Source organism: Jannaschia maritima, assembly GCF_030973515.1.
GTDB lineage: Bacteria > Pseudomonadota > Alphaproteobacteria > Rhodobacterales > Rhodobacteraceae > Jannaschia > Jannaschia maritima.
Genome location: NZ_JARGZA010000003.1, coordinates 29,116 through 49,503, shown reverse-complemented (window position 1 = coordinate 49,503; position 20,388 = coordinate 29,116). Strand labels below are relative to the sequence as shown.

Sequence of the window (20,388 nt, the reverse complement as noted above, 5' to 3'; positions counted from 1 at the left end):
TCTATCGATGGTTCGCCCGGTCGATCGGAACCCCGGCGCGGGGGGCTAGCCCATCTTTGCGTTCAGCGCGTCGATGCTGGCCTTGGCGTCGCCGTAGAACATCCGCGTGTTGTCCTTGAAGAAGAGCGGGTTCTCGATGCCCGAGTATCCCGTCCCCTGGCCACGCTTGGACACGAAGACCTGCTTGGCCTTCCACACCTCCAGCACGGGCATGCCCGCGATGGGGGAGTTGGGGTCCTCCTGGGCTGCGGGGTTCACGATGTCGTTCGAGCCGATGACGATGACGACGTCGGTGTCGGGGAAGTCGTCGTTGATCTCGTCCATCTCCAGCACGATGTCGTAGGGCACCTTCGCCTCGGCCAGCAGCACGTTCATGTGACCGGGCAGGCGGCCCGCGACGGGGTGGATGGCGAAGCGGACCGACTTGCCCTTGGAACGCAGCTTGCGGACCAGTTCGGCCACGGCCTGTTGCGCCTGCGCCACCGCCATGCCGTAGCCCGGGACGATGACGATGCGTTCCGCATCCTCGAGCGCGTTGGCCACGCCGTCGGCGTCGATGGCGACCTGCTCCCCCTCGATGGCCATCTGCTCGCCGGTGCTGCCGCCCCAGCCGCCCAGGATGACGCTGACGAAGCTGCGGTTCATTGCCTTGCACATGATGTAGGACAGGATCGCGCCGGACGAACCCACCAGCGCGCCCACCACGATCAGGAGGTCGTTGCCGAGGCTGAAGCCGATCGCCGCCGCCGCCCAGCCCGAATAGCTGTTCAGCATGGACACGACGACGGGCATGTCGGCGCCGCCGATCCCCATGATCAGGTGATATCCGATGAAGAGCGCGGCGAGCGTCAGCAGGATCAAGGGCAGCGCCCCGCCGGTGGACAGGTACCAGAACAGGCAGACCACGGACAGGATCGCGGCGGCCGCGTTCAGCAGGTGTCCGCCGGGCAGTTGCTTGGCGGACGTGTCGATCTTGAAGGGCAGGAGCGACGAGTTGCCCGACAGCTTGCCGTAGGCGACGACCGAGCCGGTGAAGGTGATGGCGCCGATCCAGACCCCGAGTGCCAGCTCGATCTGGAGGATCGTGATCTCGACTGGGATCTTCTCAGCCACCACGCTGCCGAAGCCGCGGAACGTGTCGGCCACGACGGCGGAGGCGAGGGCCACCTCGGGCGTCTGGGCGTAGCCGCGGGGGAAGGGCAAGCCCGCTTCGGCGAAGGCATGGGCCACGCGCCCGATCTCCACATGCGCGTTGATGCCCACGAAGACGGCGGCCAGGCCCACGAGGGAGTGCATGGCCGCGACCAGTTCGGGCATCTGCGTCATCTGCACGCGGTTGGCGAGCTGGTAGCCCACCGCGCCGCCCAGCGCGATCAAGATCAGCGACACGGGCCACAGCCCGCTGCCCGGGCCGATCAGGGTGGCCAAGACCGCGATGGCCATGCCGACGATGCCGTACCAGATCGCGCGCTTGGCGCTTTCCTGGCTGGACAGCCCGCCCAGCGACAGGATGAACAGGACGCCCGCGACGACGTAGGCGGCGTTGGTGAATCCGAGTTCCATGACGTGCGCCCCTTACGACTTCTGGAACATGGCGAGCATGCGCCGTGTCACGAGGAAGCCGCCGAATATGTTGATGCTGGCCATGAACACCGCGAGCGCCGCCAGGAGGATCACGAGGACCGACCCAGACCCGATCTGCAAGAGCGCGCCCAGGATGATGATCGACGAGATGGCGTTGGTGACGGCCATCAGGGGCGTGTGCAGCGAATGGGCCACGCCCCAGATGACCTGGAAGCCCACGAAGCAGGCCAGCGTGAAGACGATGAAGTGCTGCATGAAGCTGGCCGGCGTGAACAGTCCCGCCAGCAGCAGGAGCGCGCCGGCCGACCCGATCAGGATGGCCTGGCGCTTGGTTTCCGCCTTGAAGGCCGCGACCTCGCGCGCACGCTTCTCGTCGGGGGTCAGCTCCGGCGGGGCGGGCTTCCTGGACTGCGCCGCGATGGCCTTCACCTTCGGCGGCGGGGGCGGCCAGGTGATCTCGCCCTTGTGGACGACGGTGGCGCCGCGGATGACGTCGTCGTCCATGTCGTGGTGGATCGTGCCGTCCTTGTCCGGCGTCAGATCCGCCAGCATGTGGCGGACGTTGTTGGCATAGAGCGTCGAGGCCTGCGCGCCCATGCGGCTGGCATAGTCGGTGTAGCCCACGATCTTCACGCCGTGGCGTTCGACGACCGCGTCGCGTTCGGTCAATTCGCAGTTGCCGCCGTTGGCGGCGGCCAGGTCCACGATCACACTGCCGGGCTTCTGGGCGCGGACCATGTCCTCCGTCCAAAGGACGGGGGCGGGGCGGCCGGGGATCAGCGCGGTGGTGATGACGATGTCCATCTCGGGCGCCAGCTCGCGGAACTTCGCCAGCTGGGCCTCCCGGAATTCCGGCGATGACGGTTTGGCGTATCCGCCCGTCTCCGCCCCGTCGGTGGCGGCGTCGTCGAAGTCGAGGAACACGAACTCGGCGCCCATGCTCTCGATCTGCTCGGCCACCTCCGGGCGCACGTCGAAGGCATAGACCTGCGCGCCGAGCGACGTGGCCGTGCCGATGGCAGCCAGGCCGGCCACGCCCGCGCCGACGACGAGGACCTTGGCCGGGGGGACCTTGCCGGCGGCGGTGACCTGGCCCGTCAGGAAGCGGCCGAACTGGTTCGCGGCCTCGATCGTGGCGCGGTAGCCCGCGATGTTGGCCATGGACGACAGCGCGTCCATCTTCTGCGCGCGGGAGATGCGGGGCACCATCTCCATCGCGATCACCGTGGCGCCGGTGGCCTTCGCGGCCTCCATCTGGGGGTTGTCCTCCGCCGGGCCGAAGAAGGAAATGAGCGTCTGGTCGGCGCGCAGGCGCGCGACCTCGTCGTCGGTTGGCTTGTTGACCTTGGCGATCACGTCGGCGTCGCGCCACAGCGTGTCGCGGTCCACGACGGCCACGCCCGCGTCGCGATAGGCGTCGTCGGTGAAGTTCGACGACGCGCCCGCGCCTTCCTCCACCATCGCGTCGTGGCCCAGCTTGGCCAGGTGGCCCGCGCTTTCGGGGGTGATGGCGACCCGGGTCTCCCCGTCGCGTTCCTTCGGTGCGCCGATCTTCATCGCAATCTCCCCCGGGCAGGCTGTCCGTTCCGCATTAATCACCCCACCCCGCGCACGCAACAGACGGTCGCGCTTGCGCGAAACATCGTTGCGCGGCAGGACGCGCGAATGGATCGGATCGAAGGGGCGGGCATGGATTGGGACGCGACGCGGGCGGCGTTCGCGTTGCCGGAGGGCGTGATCTATCTGGACGGGAACTCGCTGGGGCCGTTGCCGCGTGGCGCGCGGGACGCCGTGGCGAGGACCTTGGACGACTGGCAGGCGCGGTTGATCGGCGGGTGGACCGGGGCGGGGTGGATGGACGCGCCGGACAGTCAGGGGGACCGCATCGCCCGGTTGATCGGCGCGCCTGAGGGCAGCGTCACGGTGGGGGATACGCTGACGCTGAAGGTCCACCAGATGCTGGCCGCCGCGTTGCGGATGCGCCCCGACCGGCGGGTGGTGCTGTCGGACAGCGGCAACTTTCCGACGGACCTGTACATCGCCCAGGGGCTGCTGGACACGTTGGGGCGGGGGCACGAACTTCGCGTCGTGCCGCCCGAAGGGGTGACGGACGCGCTGGACGGCGACGTGGCGGCGATGATGCTGACGCATGTGGATTACCGCACGGGGCGGATGCACAACATGGCCACGCTGACGGCGCGGGCGCACGACGTGGGTGCGCTGGCAATCTGGGACCTGGCGCATTCGGCGGGGGCGGTGCCGGTGGATGTGACCGGGGCGGGCGCGGACTTCGCGGCGGGCTGCACCTACAAGTACCTGAACGCGGGGCCCGGCGCCCCGGCCTTCGTGCATGTCCGGCCAGACCTGATCGACGCGGTGGAGCCGGCGCTGTCGGGGTGGCTGGGCCATGCCGCCCCCTTCGCGTTCGAGCCGGCGTACCGCCCCGCGTCGGGGATCGGGCGGATGCGGATCGGCACGCCGCCGGTCTTGCAGATGGCCGCGCTCTCGGCGGCGCTGGATGTCTGGGACGGGGTGTCGATGGACGCGGTGCGAGCGCGGTCGGTGGCGTTGTCGGAGCGCCTGATCGCGGGGGTGGAGGCGTCGTGCCCGGCGCTGACGCTGGCCTCGCCCCGGGACGCGGCGTCGCGGGGCAGCCAAGTGAGCTTCCGCCACCCGGAAGGCTATTCGATCATGCAGGTGCTGATCGCCCGGGGGGTGATCGGTGACTTCCGCGCGCCCGACATCCTGCGCTTCGGCGTCACGCCCCTTTACCTGTCGGAACGTGAGATCGACGCCGCCGTGGACCACCTGGCCGCGGTGATGGCGGGGCGCGAATGGGACGACCCGCGACACCGCGTCCGCCGGGCCGTGACCTGAGGGCAGGGGGGGCTACGTCCGCGGGATGTTGAAGGATCACCCCCAACGATACGCGCTGGCCAACGAGCTGCACGCGCGGCCCTTCCCCGCGCTGACAGCGCCGTGCCGGGCGGCGTTCCTGGCCATCAAGCGCGAAAGCGACGCGGCGGGCCGCGACCGGTCCCTGGACCGGGCGCATCTGGATGCGCTGCTGGACCGGTTCGGCGGGCCGCGCCCGGCGCCGGACGCCACGCATTTCTTCGGCGCGTTGGGCAGGCACCGTTTGAAGTGGGAGAGCCATACCGAGTTCGTGACCTACACGCTGTTCAGCGACGGCGTGGCGGACCGGCCCTTCGACGGTGCGATCTTCGACGTCTTCCCCCGTGACTGGTTGGACGAGGCGCCCGGCATGCGCCTGACCTCGGCGCTGGTGCGCGTCGAACAGCAGACGCCGGGCGACCGGATCGTCGAGAAGCTGGACGACTGGTTCGTGGGCGAGAGCCTAGCCGTCAGCCGGGTGCTGGACGACAGCGCGCTGGTGGCCAGCGACTTCCGCATCGACGGGGCGGGGCATGTCCGCTTCGCCGTCTTCGCCGCCGACGACACCGGCGAGAAGCGCGTCGGCCGGATCGTGCAGCGGCTGACCGAGATCGAGACCTACAAGACGATGGCGATGCTGGCCCTGCCCCGCGCGCGGGCCCTGTCGGGCGACGTGGGCCGCATGGACACGGAGTTGTCGGGCTTGGTCGGACGCCTGCGGGCGGGCGAGGCCGCGACGGAGGAAACGCTGGAGGGGCTGCTGACCATCGGGTCCGAATTGGAGACGATGCTGGCGCGGTCCGCCTTCCGCTTCGGCGCGCAGGAGGCGTACGAGACGCTGGTGAACGAGCGGATCCGGGTCCTGCGGGAGGAACGCTTCGGGGGGCGGCAGACGCTGGGGGAGTTCATGATGCGCCGCTTCGACCCCGCGATGCGGACCTGCCGGTCGGTGCAGAACCGCATGAGCGCGCTGGCCGAACGGGCGAAGCGGGCGGGCGACTTGCTGTCGACACGGGTCAACGTGGACCGGGCCGATCAGAATGCCGTCCTGCTGAAGTCGATGGACGCCCGCGCGGCGGCGCAACTGCGCCTGCAACGGACGGTCGAGGGGCTGTCGGTCGTGGCGATCAGCTACTACGCGCTGAACTTGGTGGCGTACATGCTGTATCCGCTGGCCGCGCGGGTTGGTATGCGCGAGGGGACGGTCACGGCGCTGGCGGTGGTCCCGGTGATCCTGGGGGTGTGGTTCATCCTGCGGCAGGTGCGCAAGAAGCTGGAATGATCGACCACACTCCCCGGGCTTGACCCGGGGCCCCGACGGTCTTGATCCGACGGTTGCGCATCGCCCATCGGGACCCCGGGTCAAGCCCGGGGTGCGGCCTCGTCTCAGCCCCGCACGATGCTGCCCGCCCCCTCCGGCGTGAACAGTTCCAGCAGGACGGCGTTGGGCACTCGGCCGTCGAGGATGACGACGGCGCGGGCGCCGGTGCGCAGCGCGTCGAGCGCGGTCTGGGTCTTGGGGATCATGCCGCCCGATATCGTGCCGTCGGCAGTCATGGCCCGGACCTGATCGGCGGTCAGTTCTGTGACGACCGCGCCGGACGCGTCCTTGACGCCCGCCACGTCGGTCAGCAGCAGAAGGCGGTCGGCGCCCAGCGCGCCCGCGACCGCGCCAGCGGCGGTGTCGCCGTTGATGTTGAACGTCTCGTCGTCCTCGCCCGTGCCGATGGGCGCGATGACGGGGATCATCTCGTCCCGGAACAGCGCCTGCAGCAGGCGCGGATCGACGGTGGCGGGCGTGCCGACCAAGCCCAGTTCGGGGTCGTCCTGGGTGCAGACGATCATGTCGCTGTCCTTGCCCGTCAGGCCCACCGCACGACCGCCGGCGGTGTTGATCGCCTGCACGATGCGGGCGTTTACCTCGCCCGCCAGGACCATCTCGACCACGCGCATGGTTTCCGGGTCGGTGACGCGCTTGCCGCGCACGAAGGTGGACGGGACGCCCAGCCGATCGAGCATCGTGTTGATCTGCGGGCCGCCGCCATGGACGATCACGGGGTTGATCCCCACGGTGCGCATCAGAACCACGTCGCGCGCGAAGGACGCCATGCCCTCGTCCGACCCCATCGCGTGGCCGCCCAGCTTGATGACCACGACGGCGTCGTCGTAGCGGCGCAGATAGGGGAGCGCCTCGTTCAGGGTGCGGGCGATGGCGGCGTTGTCGCGGGTCATGTCGTCTCGGGCCTTCATGGGTCGGGGGCCTTCATGGCGTCTCGTCCGGGGGCGGGGTCAGGTCGACCCCGTCCGCCAACGGCATGGCCTTGGCGTCGATGTTCACGGGCCGGCGCCAGGTGCGGAACCCCATCGCGTGGTAATAGGCCCGCGCGCCGTCGTTGTCGGCGCCGATATAGGCTTCCAGACACGGCAGGCCCGCCGCCTGCGCCGTGCGGCGGGTGTGGTCGAAGAGCTTGCGCCCGATGCCCGTGCCGATCACGTCGGGGTGGACATGCGTGCCGACGATGCCCCAGCCCGCCGGCGTGTCGTAGGGGTTGCCGGGTTCGGCCGACAGCAGCGCCTGGAATCCCAGCACCGTGCCGCCGTCGTCGGCCAAGGCACAGCCCAGGAGGTCGCAATGGTCCAGGTAGAGCCGGCTGACGGTCGGCTGGTCGGTAGCCTTCGCGCGGCGGCCCGCGGTCACCAACGCGTTCTGCAACGCGGCCATGCCCGCCGCATCGCCGCCCGTCGCCGCCCGGACGATCAAGGCTGCAGCCCGGCGATGGCAGCGCGAAGCGTAGGTAGGCCCGCGCCGGTCTCCGACGAGGTGACGACAAGCTCGGGAAAGGCGGCGGGGTGCTTCTGCAGGACCGCGCGGGTGCGGGCGAGGGCGGCGTCGCGGTCGCGGGCCTTCACCTTGTCGGCCTTCGTCAGAACGACCTGGAAGGGCACGGCGGCGCGGTCGAGCAGGTCCATGATCTCGTCGTCCACGGCCTTCGCGCCGTGGCGGTGGTCGATCAGCACGAAGGCGCGGCGCAGCGATTGGCGGCCCGACAGGTACGTCTTGAGCAGGTCCTGCCAGCGGCGCACGACGTCCACCGGCGCTTCGGCGAAGCCGTAGCCCGGCAGGTCCACCAGATACCGTTCGCCGCCCAGCGTGAAGAAGTTGATCTCCTGCGTGCGGCCGGGAGTGTTGGACGCGCGGGCCAGCGCTTTGCGCCCCGTCAGCGCGTTGATGAGGCTGGACTTGCCGACGTTGGAGCGGCCCGCGAAGCACACCTCCACCCGGTCGTCGGGGGGCAGGCCGTCCATGGCGACCACCCCCTTCAGGAAGTCGGTCTCGCCTGCGAACAGGACGCGCGCCGCCTCCGCCGTCTGCGGGTCGGGATCCGGGGCTATGGGAAAGGGCAGCGTGGCGGTCATGCGACCAGGGGGTCGCCGGGCGCGATGGTGCCGTCGGTCATCGCTTCAGCATAAAGGCCGAAATCCTGATGATCGAAGGTCCGAAGCGCTGCCAGGGTATCCACGTCGCGTTCACCCGTTTCGGGGTTGGCCATGGTGGCCTTGCACCGGGTGATGGGTTCGCGGCCCATGAACTCGACCCCGCCGATGCGGAACGGGCGATCCACGAGGTCGAACTCCGTCCAGGCAGCGGGCCCGTCCAGCCACAGGTTCCCACGCCAGCGGTGGATGGATAGCGGGCCGCCTGCCGCGGTCTCGACCGCCGCGTGGGTGGCGGCGGCGTGGATGCTGATCCAGGGTTCGGGAACGTCGGTGAAGCCGGTGTCGCAGCGCGCGACCCCGGTCGGGCGGGGCAGGTCGTCGGGCCAGATCGGGTCGAGCCATGCGACGATGGCGCCGGCATCCGCGTCCGCGTCGGCGGTCAGGTCGGGCCTGTCCGGGTGCCGCAGGGTGACGCGCCCGTCCACTTCGGTCCGCGCCGTGACGGCCATCAGCGACGGACCGCTGACCCCGCGCAGGAAGTTGGCCTTCCTGGCCCAGCCGGGGCCGGCGTCGCGCGTGCCCTCGTGGGTGACGGCCCAGACGCGGTCGCCGGGCAGGGCGTGCCCGGTGGTGATCGCGACGGCCTCCAGCCCTTCGCGGCCCACGGCCTTGACGGGGTGGCGCCAGATCGAGGTCAGGGTCACTTGCGCTTCTTCCGCCGGCGGCGCGGGGGCGTGGGCTTGTTCGTGGGCTTCGGCGCGGCATCGACCGCGGTCGCGGGGGCGGGCACCTCGTCGGGTTCGGCCACCACGTCGGCGACGGCATCGCCCTCGGCGGCGGCTTCCTCCTTCGCGCCGGCCTTCACGGGGCGGGCGTCCTTGCCCACGTCCGGCGGGTTCGCGGGCTTGCGCTTGAACGACGACTTGATGTTGCCGAACAGGTCGGGCCGCGATCCGTGGCTGGCCATGATCGCATATTGCTGGATGAACGTGATCGTGTTGTTCGCGATCCAGTAGACGACGAGGCCCGACGCGAAGCCGCCCAGCATGAACATGAACACCCAGGGCAGCCAGGCGAAGATCATGGCCTGCGTGGGGTCGGTCGGCGTCGGGTTCAGCTTCTGCTGCAGCCACATCGAGATGCCCAGGAGGATCGGAAGGATCCCGATGAACACCAGCGACAGGATGCTGTCGGGCGCAGGCGCCGCGAAGGGCAGCAGGCCGAACAGGTTCATGATGCTGGTGGGATCGGGCGCGGACAGGTCCTGGAACGGTCCGAAGAAGGGCGCGTGCCGCAACTCGATGGTGACGAAGATCACCTTGTAGAGGCTGAAGAAGATGGGGATCTGCAACAAGATCGGCAGGCAGCCCGCGGCCGGGTTCACCTTGTTGGTCTTGTAGAGCTCCATCATCCCCTGCTGGAGCTTCTGGCGGTCGTCGCCCGCCTTCTCCTTCAGCTTCTCCATCTCCGGCTGGAGTTCCTTCATCCGGGCCATGGAGACGTAGGACTTGTAGGCGAGCGGCAGCAGGATCGCCTTGATCGCCAGGGTCAGCGCGATGATCGCGATGCCCATGTTTCCGATCGCGGCGTTCAACCAGTGCAGCCCCATGAAGATCGGCTTGGTCAGAAAGTAGAACCAGCCCCAGTCGATGCTGTCGACGAAGCCCGCGACGCCTTCCTCGTTCTGGTAATGGCGGATCGCCTCCCATTCCTTCGCGCCGGCGAACAGGCGTGATTCGGACTGCGCGGTGCCACCCGCGGCGACCTCCACCGGGGGCTGGCGCGTCTCGGTCTGATAGATGTCGGCGCTGTCGACGTACTTGGCCACCTGGCGGAAGGGTGTCCCCTGCGGGGGGATCATCGCGGCCATCCAGTACTTGTCGGTGAACCCGATCCAACCGTCGGTCGTGGCCTCCGTGATCTCGACGCGGCCGCCTTCGGCGGGGACGACGTCGAGGTCGGTCAGGTCGTCGTAGTCGAGCTCGGTCAGCTCGCCGTCCGCTCGGGCGACGACGCCCTCGTGCAGGATGAAGAAGTTCGACAGGTCGCCCGGCTCGCCGTGGCGGGCCACGAGGCCATAGGGGGCCAGGCGGATGGGGCCGTCGGTGGCGTTCTCGACGCCCTGGGCGACGGTGAACATGAAGTCCTCGTCCACGGCGAAGGACTTGCGGAAGGTCAGGCCGGCGCCGTTGTCCCAGACCAGCGTGACGGGGGCGCCCGGGGACAGGACGTCGTTGCCCTCCACCGTCCAGTCGGTCGCGGGGCCCGGCACGTCGTCGAAGGTCAGATCGCCGGCCGGCACCCAGCCGTGCAGGGCATAGTAGGCGTCGCCCCCGCCCGCGGGCGTCAGGAGCGTGACGATCGGGGAATCGTCGTCCAGCGTTTCGCGATAGTCCTTCAGCGACAGGTCGTCGATGCGCCCGCCCGTCAGGTTGATCGAGCCCGTCAGGCGAGGCGTGTCCACGACGACGCGGGGGTTGGCCGCGACCGCGTCGGCGCGGGTCTCCGCCGGGGTGGCGACCGCGCCGCGCGGGACCGCCCCGGTGGTGGTCGATCCGGGCGGCGGCGTCAGCGCGCTATCGGGGATGCCGTCCGCGCTTTCGACGTCGGCCACGGTGGGCGCGCGCTGCTCCGGCGGGAACAGGATCATCCAGACCAGGATGACCAGGCCGGACAGCACCACGGCGAGAATCGTGTTCTTGTTCTGGTCGTCCATGGGGGGAGACACCCTGTCGCTCGGCCTGCGGGATCGGGCGCCGTTCAACAGGGGCGGGCGGGGAAGGTCAAGGCCGGGGGGTGCCGGTTAGGCCGTGCCGCGGGGCTCCAGGCGGGCGAGGTCGCGTTCGGGCGGGGGGGTCATGCGGCCCCGGGCCCAGGCCAGCGCGTCCTCGAACGGCATGGGCCTGGCGACGTGATAGCCCTGGAGGTGGTCGCAGCCCATTCCGGCCAGCGCCTCCGCCTGGGCGGGGGTTTCCACCCCTTCGGCCAGCGTCTCGATGTTCAGCTGCCCCGCCAGGCTGAGGATGGCGTTCACGACGCGGCGCTTCTCGGAATCCGCCTCCAGGCCCGCGATGAAGGACCGGTCGATCTTGATGCGATGCACGCCGAAGCGGGCGATGTGGCTGATCGACGCCGCGCCCGTGCCGAAGTCGTCGAGGTCCAGCCGGAATCCTGCCGCGCGCAGGCGTTCGACGTTCTGCATGATCGCGTCCTCGGCATCCGCCAGGGTCACGGTCTCCAGGATCTCGACGGAGATGCGGGAGGCGGGAACGTCGTGGCGGTCGACCTCCCAGATGATGCGGTCGGCCAGGCGGGGGTCGCGCAGCTCCTCCAGGGACAGGTTCACGCCGACATGCGGGACGTGGAGGCCCGCCGCGTCCCACCGCGCGAGCGCCGCGAGCGAGGCCCGCAGCATCACCTCGCCCAGGGCGCCACCGGCGCCCGACGCCTCCACGGCATGCAGGAACTGCGCCGGCGTCAGGATGCCCAGGTCCGGGTGGTACCAGCGCGCCAGCGCCTCGAACCCAGTCAGGGCACCGGTCCCGGCGGCCACCTGCGCCTGGAACCAGGGCCGGATCTCGCCCGCCTCCAGGGCGGGGCCGACCTGCAGGACCAGGCGCTTCGCGACCTCCACCTCCTGCTTCATGGCGGGGGTGAAGGCGCGAACGGCCCCGTCCTCCTGCCGCAGGGCCGCGCCGAGCGCGCAGTCCGCGGCGGCCAGCAGGGCCACGCCCGACCGCTGGGGCGAGGCGTCGGCGGTGCAGATCCCCACGCGAGAGCCGAGGTTCAGCAATTCGCCGTCCAGGGACACGGGCTCGGTCAGGGTCAGCTGCACGCGGTCGGCGATCATGATGGCGAGGTCCAGATCGACCCGGCGGGTGGGTTGCAGCACGATGGCGATGCGCTGGTCGCCCATGCGGAAGACCGCGTCGCGGTCGCGCATCACCGCCTCGATCCGACGGGTGCATGCCGTCAGCGCGCGATCCATCGTTCGGTCGCCCCAGTCGTGTCCCGACAGGCCCGGCCCATCCACCTGCACGATCAGCGCGGCGGTGGAGGTCCTGTTCCGGCGGCAATGCGCCATGATGTCGTCGATGACGTCCTGCGCCTCCGTCCGGGTCAGGACGTGGTCGAACGTCCCGCTGCCAGGACCGGGCCGCCCCAGGGGCGTCAGGCCGGACAGCAGCAGGAGCGCGGGCAGGCCCAGCGCCGCGACGATGGCCGCGGCCTCGTACCCCGTCAGCCAGACCCCCGCGGCGACGACGGGCAGCGCCACCATCGCCTGCGGTCCCGCCATCGCGCGCAGCCAGCGTGCCCGGCCCCAGCGGGGCTTCGCGCGTCGATTGCGGCGGCGCGGCAGGGGGGGCGTGGCTTCGATCTCCGGGCTCATGCGACCGCACTAGCCGGCGAAAGGTGGACGGCGCCTTAACGGCCATTCCCGTTCTGGGACCCGGCACGCCCCGACATCGCCTGGGCGCAGCGTTCGCCGCGCGCCCCCGCCATGCGTTCCGGCGTGGTGGACAAGGGGTTCGGGGACGCTCCGGCGAGCCGGGGCGCCCCCGATCGACGACGCCCCCGCCCGGTGGCGCAACAGTCCGTCCCCCGATCCGCACAGGTCGCCGGTGCGAAGCGACAGGCATCCGTCAGCGAAGCGTCTGGCCGGGCAGGGTCGGCTGCCCCGGTCCCAGATGCGCGAACGGGTCCGACCGCTCGCTGGGCAGGGGGGGCGCGGTGTCCTGCAGGCCGACGTCGCGCCGCAACCGGGGCGGCAGCGCCGCCGCGTCGGGCGGACGCGCGCGCCGGCTCAGCATGGCCAGCACGGCTGCGCGCAGTACGCGGCCGGGTCCCGCCGCGGCGATGGCCCTGGCGATCAGATCGGTCTCGGGATCGGGCGCGGGGGTGCCGCGCAAGGGAATGACGGTCATGGGGTCGTCCCGGCGCGGGCCGGGTCCTCTGGGTCGCGATGGCGGGAACCGGACGGCACGACGGGGCCGCGCGGATCGCGCGGACGGGACATGCGGTGCGGAATGGTGCCGGACGGTCCCGGCGGCGGCCGGTCAGGCGATGAGGCGGCTCATCGCGGACAGGGCACGGGGCTGCGGACCGTTGGCGGGGGCAAGACGTACGATGATCATATGCGCCTCCTTCCGTCGGGTCGCGGCAGGGGTCCGGTCGCACGGCGCGACGATTCGGTCAACGTCGGATCCGGGTCTGCGCCCGGGTGGCCGGGATCCGCCGATCAGTCGCGGGTGCGGATGATCTTGGCGAAGGCGTCGAAGATCGCGCTGGACGCGGCCAGGACGTGTCCGTCCTCCAGCATCGACTGTCCGTCGCGGATGGGTTCGACCAGGGCGCCCGCCTCCCGTGCGATCAGGATGCCCGCGGCGACGTCCCAGGGCTTCAGACCCCGTTCCCAATACCCGTCGAAACGCCCCGCCGCGACATAGGCCAGGTCGAGCGACGCCGCGCCCCAGCGGCGCACCCCCGCGCAGACGGGCATCAGACGGCCCAGATCCTTCAGCGTGGCGGGCAGGTACTTGGACCCGGCCCAGGGGATGCCGGTCGCGTGGACCGTCTCGATCATCGCCGTCCGGCCCGAAACGCGCAGGCGCTGCTTGTCGTTCAGCCAAGCGCCCGCGCCCTTCTCGGCGAAGAACATCTCGTCCTTCGCGGGGTCGTAGACGACGGCCGACACGATCTCACCCTTGTGCTCCAGGGCGATGGAGACGGCCCAATGCGGCATGCCGTGCAGGTAGTTGGTCGTCCCGTCGAGCGGATCGACGATCCAGCGACGCGTGGGGTCCTTGCCCTCGGCGGCGCCGGTCTCCTCGCCCAGCCAGCCGTAGTTCGGGCGGGCTTCAGAAAGTTCCTCCCGGATGATGTCCTCCGCCGCACGGTCGGCGCGACTGACGAAGTCGCCCGGTCCCTTGCGGCCGACCTGCAGGTTCTCGACCTCGCGGAAGTCCTTCACCAGGCTGCGGCCCGCCTTGCGCGCGGCCTTTATCATCACGTTGAGATTGGCGCTGCCCTGCATGGTCGTCTCCGGCGGGTGGTGGGACGCGGGCGCCTAGCGCATGTGGGTGGGGGCCGCAACGGCGGCGGCCCCGGAACGACATGTGTCGGAGGGTCGATGTCGGGACCCCGGTCCGGGGGCAGGGGTCCGACCGATCCGGCTCGGCGGTTCAGTCGAAGTTCGACGGGAACATCGCGCGCATCGCGGTCTCGTCCATCTCCTGCTTGAAGTCGAACTTCGTGCGCAGGGCCATCGCGCGTTCAGCGGCAGGGCGGGCGTTCACGCGGTCGAACCAAGCCTTCACGTTCGGATAGGGGTCCAGCCCACCCTGCGCTTCGAGGACGAAGGGGGCCATGGCGACCCAGCCCCAGGCGGCGATGTCGGCGATGTCGTAGTCCGACCCGCCGATCCATTCGTTCGACGCCAGGTGGTCGTCCAACAGCCGGTAATGGCGCGCGATCTCCTTCTCGTAGCGGTTGGTCGCATAGGCGCTGTCGGTGTGGACGCGGGTGAAGTGGACTGCCTGCCCGCTGAAGGGCGACAGGCCGGTGGCCACGAAGAAGAACCACGACAGCGCCTGCCCGTCCGTTTCCGCGGGCATGAACCGACCGTGCTTGCGCGCGAGGTAGAGGAGGATCGCGTTGGAATCGAACACGACCGTGCCGTCGTCGTCGATGACGGGCAGCTTTGCGTTGGGGTTCAGCGCCAGGAAGTCGGCGGCGTGCTGCTCGCCCTTGCGGGTGTCGACGGGCACCGTGTCGTAGTCGATCCCCAACTCCTCCAGCATCAGCGCGACTTTGAAGGGATTGGGCGTGGTATGGTAGTAGAACTTCAACATGGTGGACCTTTCGGGGGCGCCATGGTATTTATATAGCGATCGATAAAGAAATACCCGGGGGTCGTCAAGATGTCGTCCGTCGCCCTTTCCTCGACGTCCAAGCGTGGCCGTCCGCGCCGCTTCGATCCCGTGGAGGGGATCGAACGGGTTCACGTGCTCTTCGCCCGCGACGGGTTCGACGCGGTGGGCGTGGCGGAGATCTGCGGCTTGCTCGGTATAGCGCCGCCCAGCCTCTACGCGGCCTATGGGTCCAAGCGGGCGCTGTTCCAGCAGGTTTTGGACCGGTACGACGCGGCCAGCCGGGACCGTTATGCCGCGGCGATGGATGCGGCGGAGGCGTTGGACGAGTTGCGCGCGAACGTCTTGCGCACGGCCGCGGACCTCTATGCGGCGGATGGCGGGGTCGGGTGCCTGGTGCTGTCGAACCTGTCGGCCACGGCGGATCCCGACCTGCGAACGGCCCTGGCCGACGTCGTGGCGGCCCGCCGCGGGGCCATGACCGACCGCGCCCGCGCGCTGGGGGCCTCGGACGGCGAAGCGCGGGACTTCGTGACGGGCCTGTCGGTGGCGATGATGGGGCTGTCGGCAGCGGCGCGGACCGGCATGGACCGTGCGGCGCTGGACGTCGCGCTACGCCAGTTCCTGTGACCCGCGCTGCAGCTTTACCGGCTCGGACCGCATCAGACGCAGGACGTGGGATAGGAACGGCTTGTCCGCGTCCACGTCCCGCACCGCCGCATACAGCCGCCGCGTCACGCCCCCCGCCGTCAGCGGCCTGGTGACGTAGTCGGAATTGTACCGCACCTCGCGCACGACCCAGTCGGGCAGCACGGCCACGCCCCGGTTCGACGCCACGAGCAGCAGGATCACGGCCGTCAGCTCCACCTGGCGGACGGCGGCGGGCTCCACCCCCGCGGGGATCAGCAGCTGGCTGAAGACGTCCAGCCGCGGCCGGTCCACGGGATAGGTGATCAGCGTCTCGCCTCGGAAGTCGGCGGCGTCCACGTGGTCCTTCGCGGCGAGGGGGTGCAGGGCGGAGGCCAGGAACACGGGCTCGTAATCGAAGAGTGGCGCGAAGGTGACGCCGGGCAGATCCTCCGGATCGGAGGACACGACCAGGTCCACGTCCTCGCGCATCAGGGCGGGCAGGGCCTGGAACTGGAGGCCGGGGCGGATGTCCACGTCCACGTCGGGCCAGGCGCGGCGGAACCGTTCCAGCACCGGGAACAGCCATTCGAAGCAGGCGTGGCATTCGATGGCGATGTGCAACCGGCCCGCGCGCCCGGACTTCAGCGCCGCGAACTCCTGCTCGACGGCGCCTATCTGCGGCAGCACCTGTTCGGCCAGGCGCAGCAGCCTGCGGCCCGCGGGCGACAGCGTCATCGGCTTGGACCGCCGGACGAACAGCTCCACGCCCACCTGCGCCTCCAACCCCTTGACCTGATGGCTGAGCGCGGACTGCGTGATGTGCAGCCGGTCGGCCGCGCGCGCCATCGACCCGCAATCGTGGATCGCCTGGATCGTGCGGAGGTGGCGGAACTCCAGATGCAGCTTCATGCGGTTCGCTTCATGTCGATGATGAGGATTATGAGCCTGTTTAGCGGAACGGCACGGTGCCACAAGCGGTTCGACCAGGAACGAACCACAGGACCGCGCCATGCCCACCCCCGCCGTCAGCTTCGAGTTCTTCCCACCCAAGTCGCTGAAGGGGTCGTTCCGGCTGTGGGACGCGATGCGCACGCTGGCGCCGCTCGGCCCCGAATGGGTCAGCGTCACCTATGGCGCGGGCGGCAGCACGCGAAAGCTGACCCGCGAGGCGGTGGAGGCGCTGGGTAGCGCGTTCGACCTGCGCGTCGCGGGCCACTTGACCTGCGTGGACGCCACGAAGGCCGAGACGCTGGAGGTCGCGGAGGGCTTCCGCCGCGCGGGCGTCACCGACATCGTCGCCCTGCGCGGCGACCCGCCGGAAGGGCAGGACGGGTTCACCGCGCATCCCGAGGGCTTCGCCTCGTCCGTGGAGCTGGTCGGCGCCCTGGCGGAGCGCGGCTTCACCGTGCGCGTCGGCGCCTATCCCGACGGCCACCCGGAGGCGGGCAGCCTGGACGACGACGTGGCCTTCCTGAAGCGCAAGGTCGAGGCCGGCGCGGCGGAGGCGGTGACCCAATTCTTCTTCGATGCAGACACCTTTCTGCGGTTCCGCGACCGCTGCGCGGCGGCAGGCATCGACGCGCCCATCGTCCCGGGCCTCCTGCCGGTGGAGGATTGGACCAAGACGCGCAAGTTCGCGGATAGCTGCGGGGCCGTCATTCCCGCGGACCTGGCGGCGGGGTTCGAGCGCGCGGCCGCCACGGGCCATGCCGACCTGTTCGCCGTCGCGCAGGCCACCGAGTTGGCCGATGCCCTGACGGAGGAGGGGGTGGAGCACGTCCACTTCTATACCCTCAACCGTCCGGAGCTGACGCACGACGTCTGCACGGCGCTGGGTCTGGTGTCCAAGCCCGCGGCCCTGGCGCGGGTCGCCTGACGGGCGAACGCCTCAGCCGTCGCGGGCGGCGTCCACGAGCTCCAGCATGGCGTCGGCATCGACCATGCCGGGCACCAGCTCGCCCCCGATCACGAAGGACGGCGTGCCGCTGAAGCCCAGCGACTGGGCCAGCCGCATCGAGGTGTCCAGATGCGCCTGCACCTCCGGCGCGTCCATGTCCGCGCGCAACCGGTCGACGTCCAGCCCCACGCCTTCCGCGATCTCCATGACCGTCGCCTCGTCCAGCCGGCTGCCCGCCCCGATCAGGGCGTGGTGGAGGTCCGCGTACCGGTCCTGCGCGCGGGCGGCCAGGGCGGCGCGGGCGGCGAACACGGACCCTTCGCCCAGGATGGGCCATTCGCGGTACACCACGCGCACCGCGCCGTCGCGTTCGAGCATCTCGGCCACCTCGGGCGCGGCCCTGCGGCAGAACCCGCAATTGTAGTCGAAGAACTCGACCACCGTGACGTCGCCGTCCGGATTGCCCCCGACCGGCGCGTTGGGATCGTTCGTCAGGAGGTCGCGGCTCGATTCCAGGGTCGCCCGGGCCTGGGCGGCCTGGGCGTCGGCCTCGCGCTGCTGGATGATCGCCACGGCCTCCATGACGATGTCGGGATTCTCCAGGATCGCCTGAAGCGCCAGTTCCTTGATCCGTTCGTCGGACAGGTCCTGGGCGGGGGCGGCCAGGGGCGTCAGGGCCAGCGTCGCGGCCAAGAGGGCGGGCAGGGTCGGGCGCATGGCGCGGCCTCCGGGGGTTGGGTCGGAACAGGGTATCACGTGCGCGTGACAGGGTCCGGCATCCGTCGCCCGGGCGCAACCCGGCGCGGCCTTCACCTTTGCGTCAGGGATGCCGCACCCCCTGTCGCAGCCCCGTCCGGGACCATAGGACGGGGCCATGCTGCGCCTGCTCGCCCTTCTGGTCCTGCTCGCCGCGCCGATCCATGCGGCGCAGTCGCCCGTGGTGCAGGGCACCGCCGTCGATGCCCGTCTGATCGCGGCCCGGGACGGCGTGACGGGCCGGACCTTGTCGGCCGGGCTGGACCTGACGCTGAAGCCGGGATGGAAGACCTATTGGCGCAGCCCGGGCGAGGTCGGCCTGCCGCCCCGGATCGACTGGTCCGCGAGCCGGAACGTGGCCGAGGTGACGCTGGCCTATCCCGCGCCCGCCCGGTTCACGGCCTTCGAGATCGAGAACTACGGCTATGCCGACGAGGTCGTGTTCCCCCTGTCGGTCGCCCTGGTCGAACCCGACGCGCCCGCCCGACTGGCCGTCACCGCGACGATGCTGGTTTGCGCGGACATCTGCATCCCGGAAACGGTGGACCTGTCGCTCGACCTGCCGGCGGGCGGAGGTCTCGACGCGGCGATGGCGGATCGCCTGGGGGAATGGGTGGCGCGGGTGCCCGACGCGGACGGGTTCGACGTGGCGGCGGTCCACCTCGACGGCGATGCCCTGACGCTGACCGCCACCTCCGACCGGCCCCTCGCCGATCCGCAGGTCTTTCCGGAGCACGGCGACTACGCCGCATTCGGCGCGCCGGAGGTGCGGATCGCGGGGGACGGGCGGACGCTGTGGGCCCGTCTGCCGGTGCTGAACCCGGGCGAGGGGCCGCTGGACCTGACGCTGGTGGACGGGACCCATCACGCGACCCTGGCGGACTTGCCCCTGGCCGCCGCCCCGCCGCCCGCGCCCGGACCGGCGGCGCCCGACCGCGCGCTGGGCGGCGCGCTGCTGGCCGCCTTGCTGGGCGGGCTGATCCTGAACGTCATGCCCTGCGTCCTGCCGGTCCTGTCGATCAAGCTGGCCTCCGCGCTGCAGGCGCGGGACAGGGGTCCCACCCGCATCCGCCTGGGTTTCCTGGCGGCGGCGGGGGGCATCCTGTGCTTCTTCGCGGCACTCGCGGGGCTGGTGATCGCACTGCGCGCGGGCGGCGTGGCGGTGGGCTGGGGAATGCAGTTCCAGCAGCCCGCCTTTCTGGCGGCCCTGGCGGTGGTGATGACCCTGTTCGCGGCCAACCTCCTGGGCTGGTTCGAACTGTCGCTGCCGTCCCGGGTCCAGACCGCGATGGGCGGATCACGAGGCGGTGACTTCGCGACCGGGGCCTTCGCGGCCCTGATGGCCACGCCGTGCTCCGCCCCATTCCTTGGCTCGGCCGTGGCCTTCGCGCTTACGCAGGACTGGCCCCGGACCCTGGCCGTGTTCCTGGCAATGGGCCTGGGCCTCGCGCTGCCCTATCTCCTCGTCGCGGCCGCGCCCCGGCTGGTCCACGCTCTTCCGCGGCCGGGCCGGTGGATGGGGGCCGTGCGCGGCGTGCTGGGGTGTCTGATGCTGGTGGCCGCGGCCTGGGTCGTGTCGGTCATCTGGTCGGGCACGGGCCCGGTCCCCGCGCTCGCCGTGGCGGGGCTGGCCCTGCTCGCGCTGGCCGCGTTGCGCCTTCGCCCCGCCCCCGGTCGCATCGGCGCGGCAGCCCTCGTCGCCGCGATCGCCGCCGCGCTCGTGCTGCCCTCCGGCCCGCAGGCTGCGCCGACGCCGTCGGGCATCTGGCTGCCGTTCGACCGCGCCGCGCTGACCGATCGCGTCGCGGCGGGCGAGGTGGTCTTCGTGGATGTCACCGCCGACTGGTGCCTGACCTGCAAGGTCAACAAGCGCGCGGTCCTGGACGCCGAGCCCGTCGCGGGCGCCCTGGCGGGCGTCGCCGCGATGCAGGCCGATTGGACGCGGCCCGACCCGGCCATCGCCGCGTACTTGGCGGGGTGGGACCGGTACGGCATCCCGTTCAACGCGGTCTATGGCCCAGGGGCGCCCGACGGCATCCCCCTGCCGGAGATCTTGACGGACGCGATCGTGCTCGACGCGCTGGCCCGCGCGGGCGGGTGACGTCCCCGCACATCCCCCTTGTCGGGATCGCGCCACCGATCTAATCGGGATCCACGCGCACGGGAGAACCCGGCCCTCCGGGGCCGGTGCCGAAGGAGCAACCGCCCCGGAAACTCTCAGGCGAAAGGACCGGACGCGTGCAACACTCTGGAGAGATCCCGCCGCCGTGCGGGACGCCGAAGGGATAGCGATCTCAGGCGCAAGGGACAGAGGGGGTA

General features: G+C 70.8%; 18 protein-coding genes and 1 riboswitch. Of the genes, 5 read left to right on the top strand and 13 right to left on the bottom strand.

Going from position 1 to position 20,388, the window contains the following annotated elements; translation table 11 throughout:
* Nucleotides 1-45 precede the first annotated feature (45 nt).
* Together P0084_RS03165 and P0084_RS03160 are read right to left on the bottom strand one after the other, a co-directional pair.
* A complete protein-coding gene (locus P0084_RS03165) occupies nt 46-1,563 on the bottom strand; it encodes an NAD(P)(+) transhydrogenase (Re/Si-specific) subunit beta (RefSeq protein ID WP_308915354.1) in 1,518 nt (505 codons plus the stop codon).
* A gap of 12 nt (nt 1,564-1,575) precedes the next feature.
* Entirely contained in the window at nt 1,576-3,141 is a 1,566-nt protein-coding gene (locus P0084_RS03160; RefSeq protein ID WP_308915353.1) for a Re/Si-specific NAD(P)(+) transhydrogenase subunit alpha, read from the bottom strand.
* Between the two features lie 108 nt (nt 3,142-3,249).
* Between P0084_RS03160 and kynU the strand changes: the two genes are divergently transcribed.
* A complete protein-coding gene (gene kynU, locus P0084_RS03155; RefSeq protein ID WP_308915352.1) occupies nt 3,250-4,461 on the top strand; it encodes a kynureninase in 1,212 nt (403 codons plus the stop codon).
* A gap of 25 nt (nt 4,462-4,486) precedes the next feature.
* Nucleotides 4,487-5,761 (top strand): DUF3422 family protein, encoded by a 1,275-nt coding sequence (locus tag P0084_RS03150; protein WP_308915351.1) that lies wholly within the window; start codon nt 4,487-4,489, stop codon nt 5,759-5,761.
* A 104-nt stretch (nt 5,762-5,865) separates the two neighbouring features.
* Here the strand turns inward: P0084_RS03150 and argB are convergent, their stop codons facing one another.
* From argB to P0084_RS03105, 9 genes are all read right to left on the bottom strand, one after another.
* Nucleotides 5,866-6,729: an acetylglutamate kinase gene (argB, locus tag P0084_RS03145; protein ID WP_308915350.1), complete on the bottom strand. Its 864-nt coding sequence runs from the start codon at nt 6,727-6,729 to the stop codon at nt 5,866-5,868.
* 13 nt (nt 6,730-6,742) lie between these two features.
* The gene (locus tag P0084_RS03140) at nt 6,743-7,240 is read right to left on the bottom strand and encodes a GNAT family N-acetyltransferase (RefSeq protein ID WP_308915349.1); all 498 of its coding nucleotides are present in this window, start codon (nt 7,238-7,240) and stop codon (nt 6,743-6,745) included.
* Nucleotides 7,237-7,896: a ribosome biogenesis GTP-binding protein YihA/YsxC gene (yihA, locus tag P0084_RS03135; protein ID WP_308915348.1), complete on the bottom strand. Its 660-nt coding sequence runs from the start codon at nt 7,894-7,896 to the stop codon at nt 7,237-7,239. Before yihA ends, P0084_RS03140 begins: the two co-directional genes overlap by 4 nt.
* On the bottom strand, nt 7,893-8,621 hold the full coding sequence (locus P0084_RS03130; RefSeq protein WP_308915347.1) for an MOSC domain-containing protein: 729 nt from the start codon (nt 8,619-8,621) through the stop codon (nt 7,893-7,895). Before P0084_RS03130 ends, yihA begins: the two co-directional genes overlap by 4 nt.
* Nucleotides 8,618-10,633, bottom strand: a complete 2,016-nt coding sequence (gene yidC / locus P0084_RS03125; RefSeq protein WP_308915346.1) for a membrane protein insertase YidC — start codon at nt 10,631-10,633, stop codon at nt 8,618-8,620. The genes P0084_RS03130 and yidC overlap by 4 nt, the downstream gene beginning before the upstream one ends.
* 87 nt (nt 10,634-10,720) lie before the next feature.
* The gene (locus tag P0084_RS03120) at nt 10,721-12,307 is read right to left on the bottom strand and encodes a bifunctional diguanylate cyclase/phosphodiesterase (RefSeq protein WP_308915345.1); all 1,587 of its coding nucleotides are present in this window, start codon (nt 12,305-12,307) and stop codon (nt 10,721-10,723) included.
* A 253-nt stretch (nt 12,308-12,560) separates the two neighbouring features.
* Nucleotides 12,561-12,842 carry a hypothetical protein gene (locus tag P0084_RS03115; protein ID WP_308915344.1) on the bottom strand — a complete coding sequence of 94 codons (282 nt, stop codon included), beginning with the start codon at nt 12,840-12,842 and terminating at the stop codon, nt 12,561-12,563.
* 314 nt (nt 12,843-13,156) lie between these two features.
* Nucleotides 13,157-13,951: an inositol monophosphatase family protein gene (locus tag P0084_RS03110; RefSeq protein ID WP_308915343.1), complete on the bottom strand. Its 795-nt coding sequence runs from the start codon at nt 13,949-13,951 to the stop codon at nt 13,157-13,159.
* Nucleotides 13,952-14,099: 148 nt separating this feature from the next.
* Entirely contained in the window at nt 14,100-14,768 is a 669-nt protein-coding gene (locus P0084_RS03105) for a glutathione S-transferase family protein (RefSeq protein WP_308915342.1), read from the bottom strand.
* 69 nt (nt 14,769-14,837) lie between these two features.
* On the opposite strand from P0084_RS03105, the gene P0084_RS03100 reads away from it, so the two are divergent.
* Complete coding sequence (locus P0084_RS03100) at nt 14,838-15,416, top strand: TetR/AcrR family transcriptional regulator (protein WP_308915341.1); 579 nt, start codon at nt 14,838-14,840, stop codon at nt 15,414-15,416.
* On the opposite strand, the gene P0084_RS03095 is transcribed toward P0084_RS03100, so the two are convergent.
* On the bottom strand, nt 15,399-16,319 hold the full coding sequence (locus P0084_RS03095) for a LysR family transcriptional regulator (RefSeq protein ID WP_308915560.1): 921 nt from the start codon (nt 16,317-16,319) through the stop codon (nt 15,399-15,401). The two genes, P0084_RS03100 and P0084_RS03095, sit on opposite strands and share 18 nt — an antisense overlap.
* A gap of 106 nt (nt 16,320-16,425) precedes the next feature.
* On the opposite strand from P0084_RS03095, the gene P0084_RS03090 reads away from it, so the two are divergent.
* Complete coding sequence (locus P0084_RS03090; protein ID WP_308915340.1) at nt 16,426-17,292, top strand: methylenetetrahydrofolate reductase; 867 nt, start codon at nt 16,426-16,428, stop codon at nt 17,290-17,292.
* 12 nt (nt 17,293-17,304) lie between these two features.
* On the opposite strand, the gene P0084_RS03085 is transcribed toward P0084_RS03090, so the two are convergent.
* The gene (locus P0084_RS03085) at nt 17,305-18,030 is read right to left on the bottom strand and encodes a DsbA family protein (protein WP_308915339.1); all 726 of its coding nucleotides are present in this window, start codon (nt 18,028-18,030) and stop codon (nt 17,305-17,307) included.
* Between the two features lie 157 nt (nt 18,031-18,187).
* On the opposite strand from P0084_RS03085, the gene P0084_RS03080 reads away from it, so the two are divergent.
* Nucleotides 18,188-20,170, top strand: a complete 1,983-nt coding sequence (locus P0084_RS03080) for a protein-disulfide reductase DsbD family protein (protein ID WP_308915338.1) — start codon at nt 18,188-18,190, stop codon at nt 20,168-20,170.
* A gap of 50 nt (nt 20,171-20,220) precedes the next feature.
* Nucleotides 20,221-20,312: riboswitch (glycine riboswitch) on the top strand.
* Nucleotides 20,313-20,388: the final 76 nt, after the last annotated feature.

Coding starts and splice junctions, on each gene's coding strand:
- P0084_RS03165 (WP_308915354.1), bottom strand. CDS start 1,563: ATGGAACTCGGATTCACCAACGCCGCCTACGTCGTCGCGGGCGTCCTG.
- P0084_RS03160 (WP_308915353.1), bottom strand. CDS start 3,141: ATGAAGATCGGCGCACCGAAGGAACGCGACGGGGAGACCCGGGTCGCC.
- kynU (WP_308915352.1), top strand. CDS start 3,250: ATGGATCGGATCGAAGGGGCGGGCATGGATTGGGACGCGACGCGGGCG.
- P0084_RS03150 (WP_308915351.1), top strand. CDS start 4,487: ATGTTGAAGGATCACCCCCAACGATACGCGCTGGCCAACGAGCTGCAC.
- argB (WP_308915350.1), bottom strand. CDS start 6,729: ATGAAGGCCCGAGACGACATGACCCGCGACAACGCCGCCATCGCCCGC.
- yihA (WP_308915348.1), bottom strand. CDS start 7,896: ATGACCGCCACGCTGCCCTTTCCCATAGCCCCGGATCCCGACCCGCAG.
- yidC (WP_308915346.1), bottom strand. CDS start 10,633: ATGGACGACCAGAACAAGAACACGATTCTCGCCGTGGTGCTGTCCGGC.
- P0084_RS03120 (WP_308915345.1), bottom strand. CDS start 12,307: ATGAGCCCGGAGATCGAAGCCACGCCCCCCCTGCCGCGCCGCCGCAAT.
- P0084_RS03115 (WP_308915344.1), bottom strand. CDS start 12,842: ATGACCGTCATTCCCTTGCGCGGCACCCCCGCGCCCGATCCCGAGACC.
- P0084_RS03110 (WP_308915343.1), bottom strand. CDS start 13,951: ATGCAGGGCAGCGCCAATCTCAACGTGATGATAAAGGCCGCGCGCAAG.
- P0084_RS03105 (WP_308915342.1), bottom strand. CDS start 14,768: ATGTTGAAGTTCTACTACCATACCACGCCCAATCCCTTCAAAGTCGCG.
- P0084_RS03100 (WP_308915341.1), top strand. CDS start 14,838: ATGTCGTCCGTCGCCCTTTCCTCGACGTCCAAGCGTGGCCGTCCGCGC.
- P0084_RS03090 (WP_308915340.1), top strand. CDS start 16,426: ATGCCCACCCCCGCCGTCAGCTTCGAGTTCTTCCCACCCAAGTCGCTG.
- P0084_RS03085 (WP_308915339.1), bottom strand. CDS start 18,030: ATGCGCCCGACCCTGCCCGCCCTCTTGGCCGCGACGCTGGCCCTGACG.
- P0084_RS03080 (WP_308915338.1), top strand. CDS start 18,188: ATGCTGCGCCTGCTCGCCCTTCTGGTCCTGCTCGCCGCGCCGATCCAT.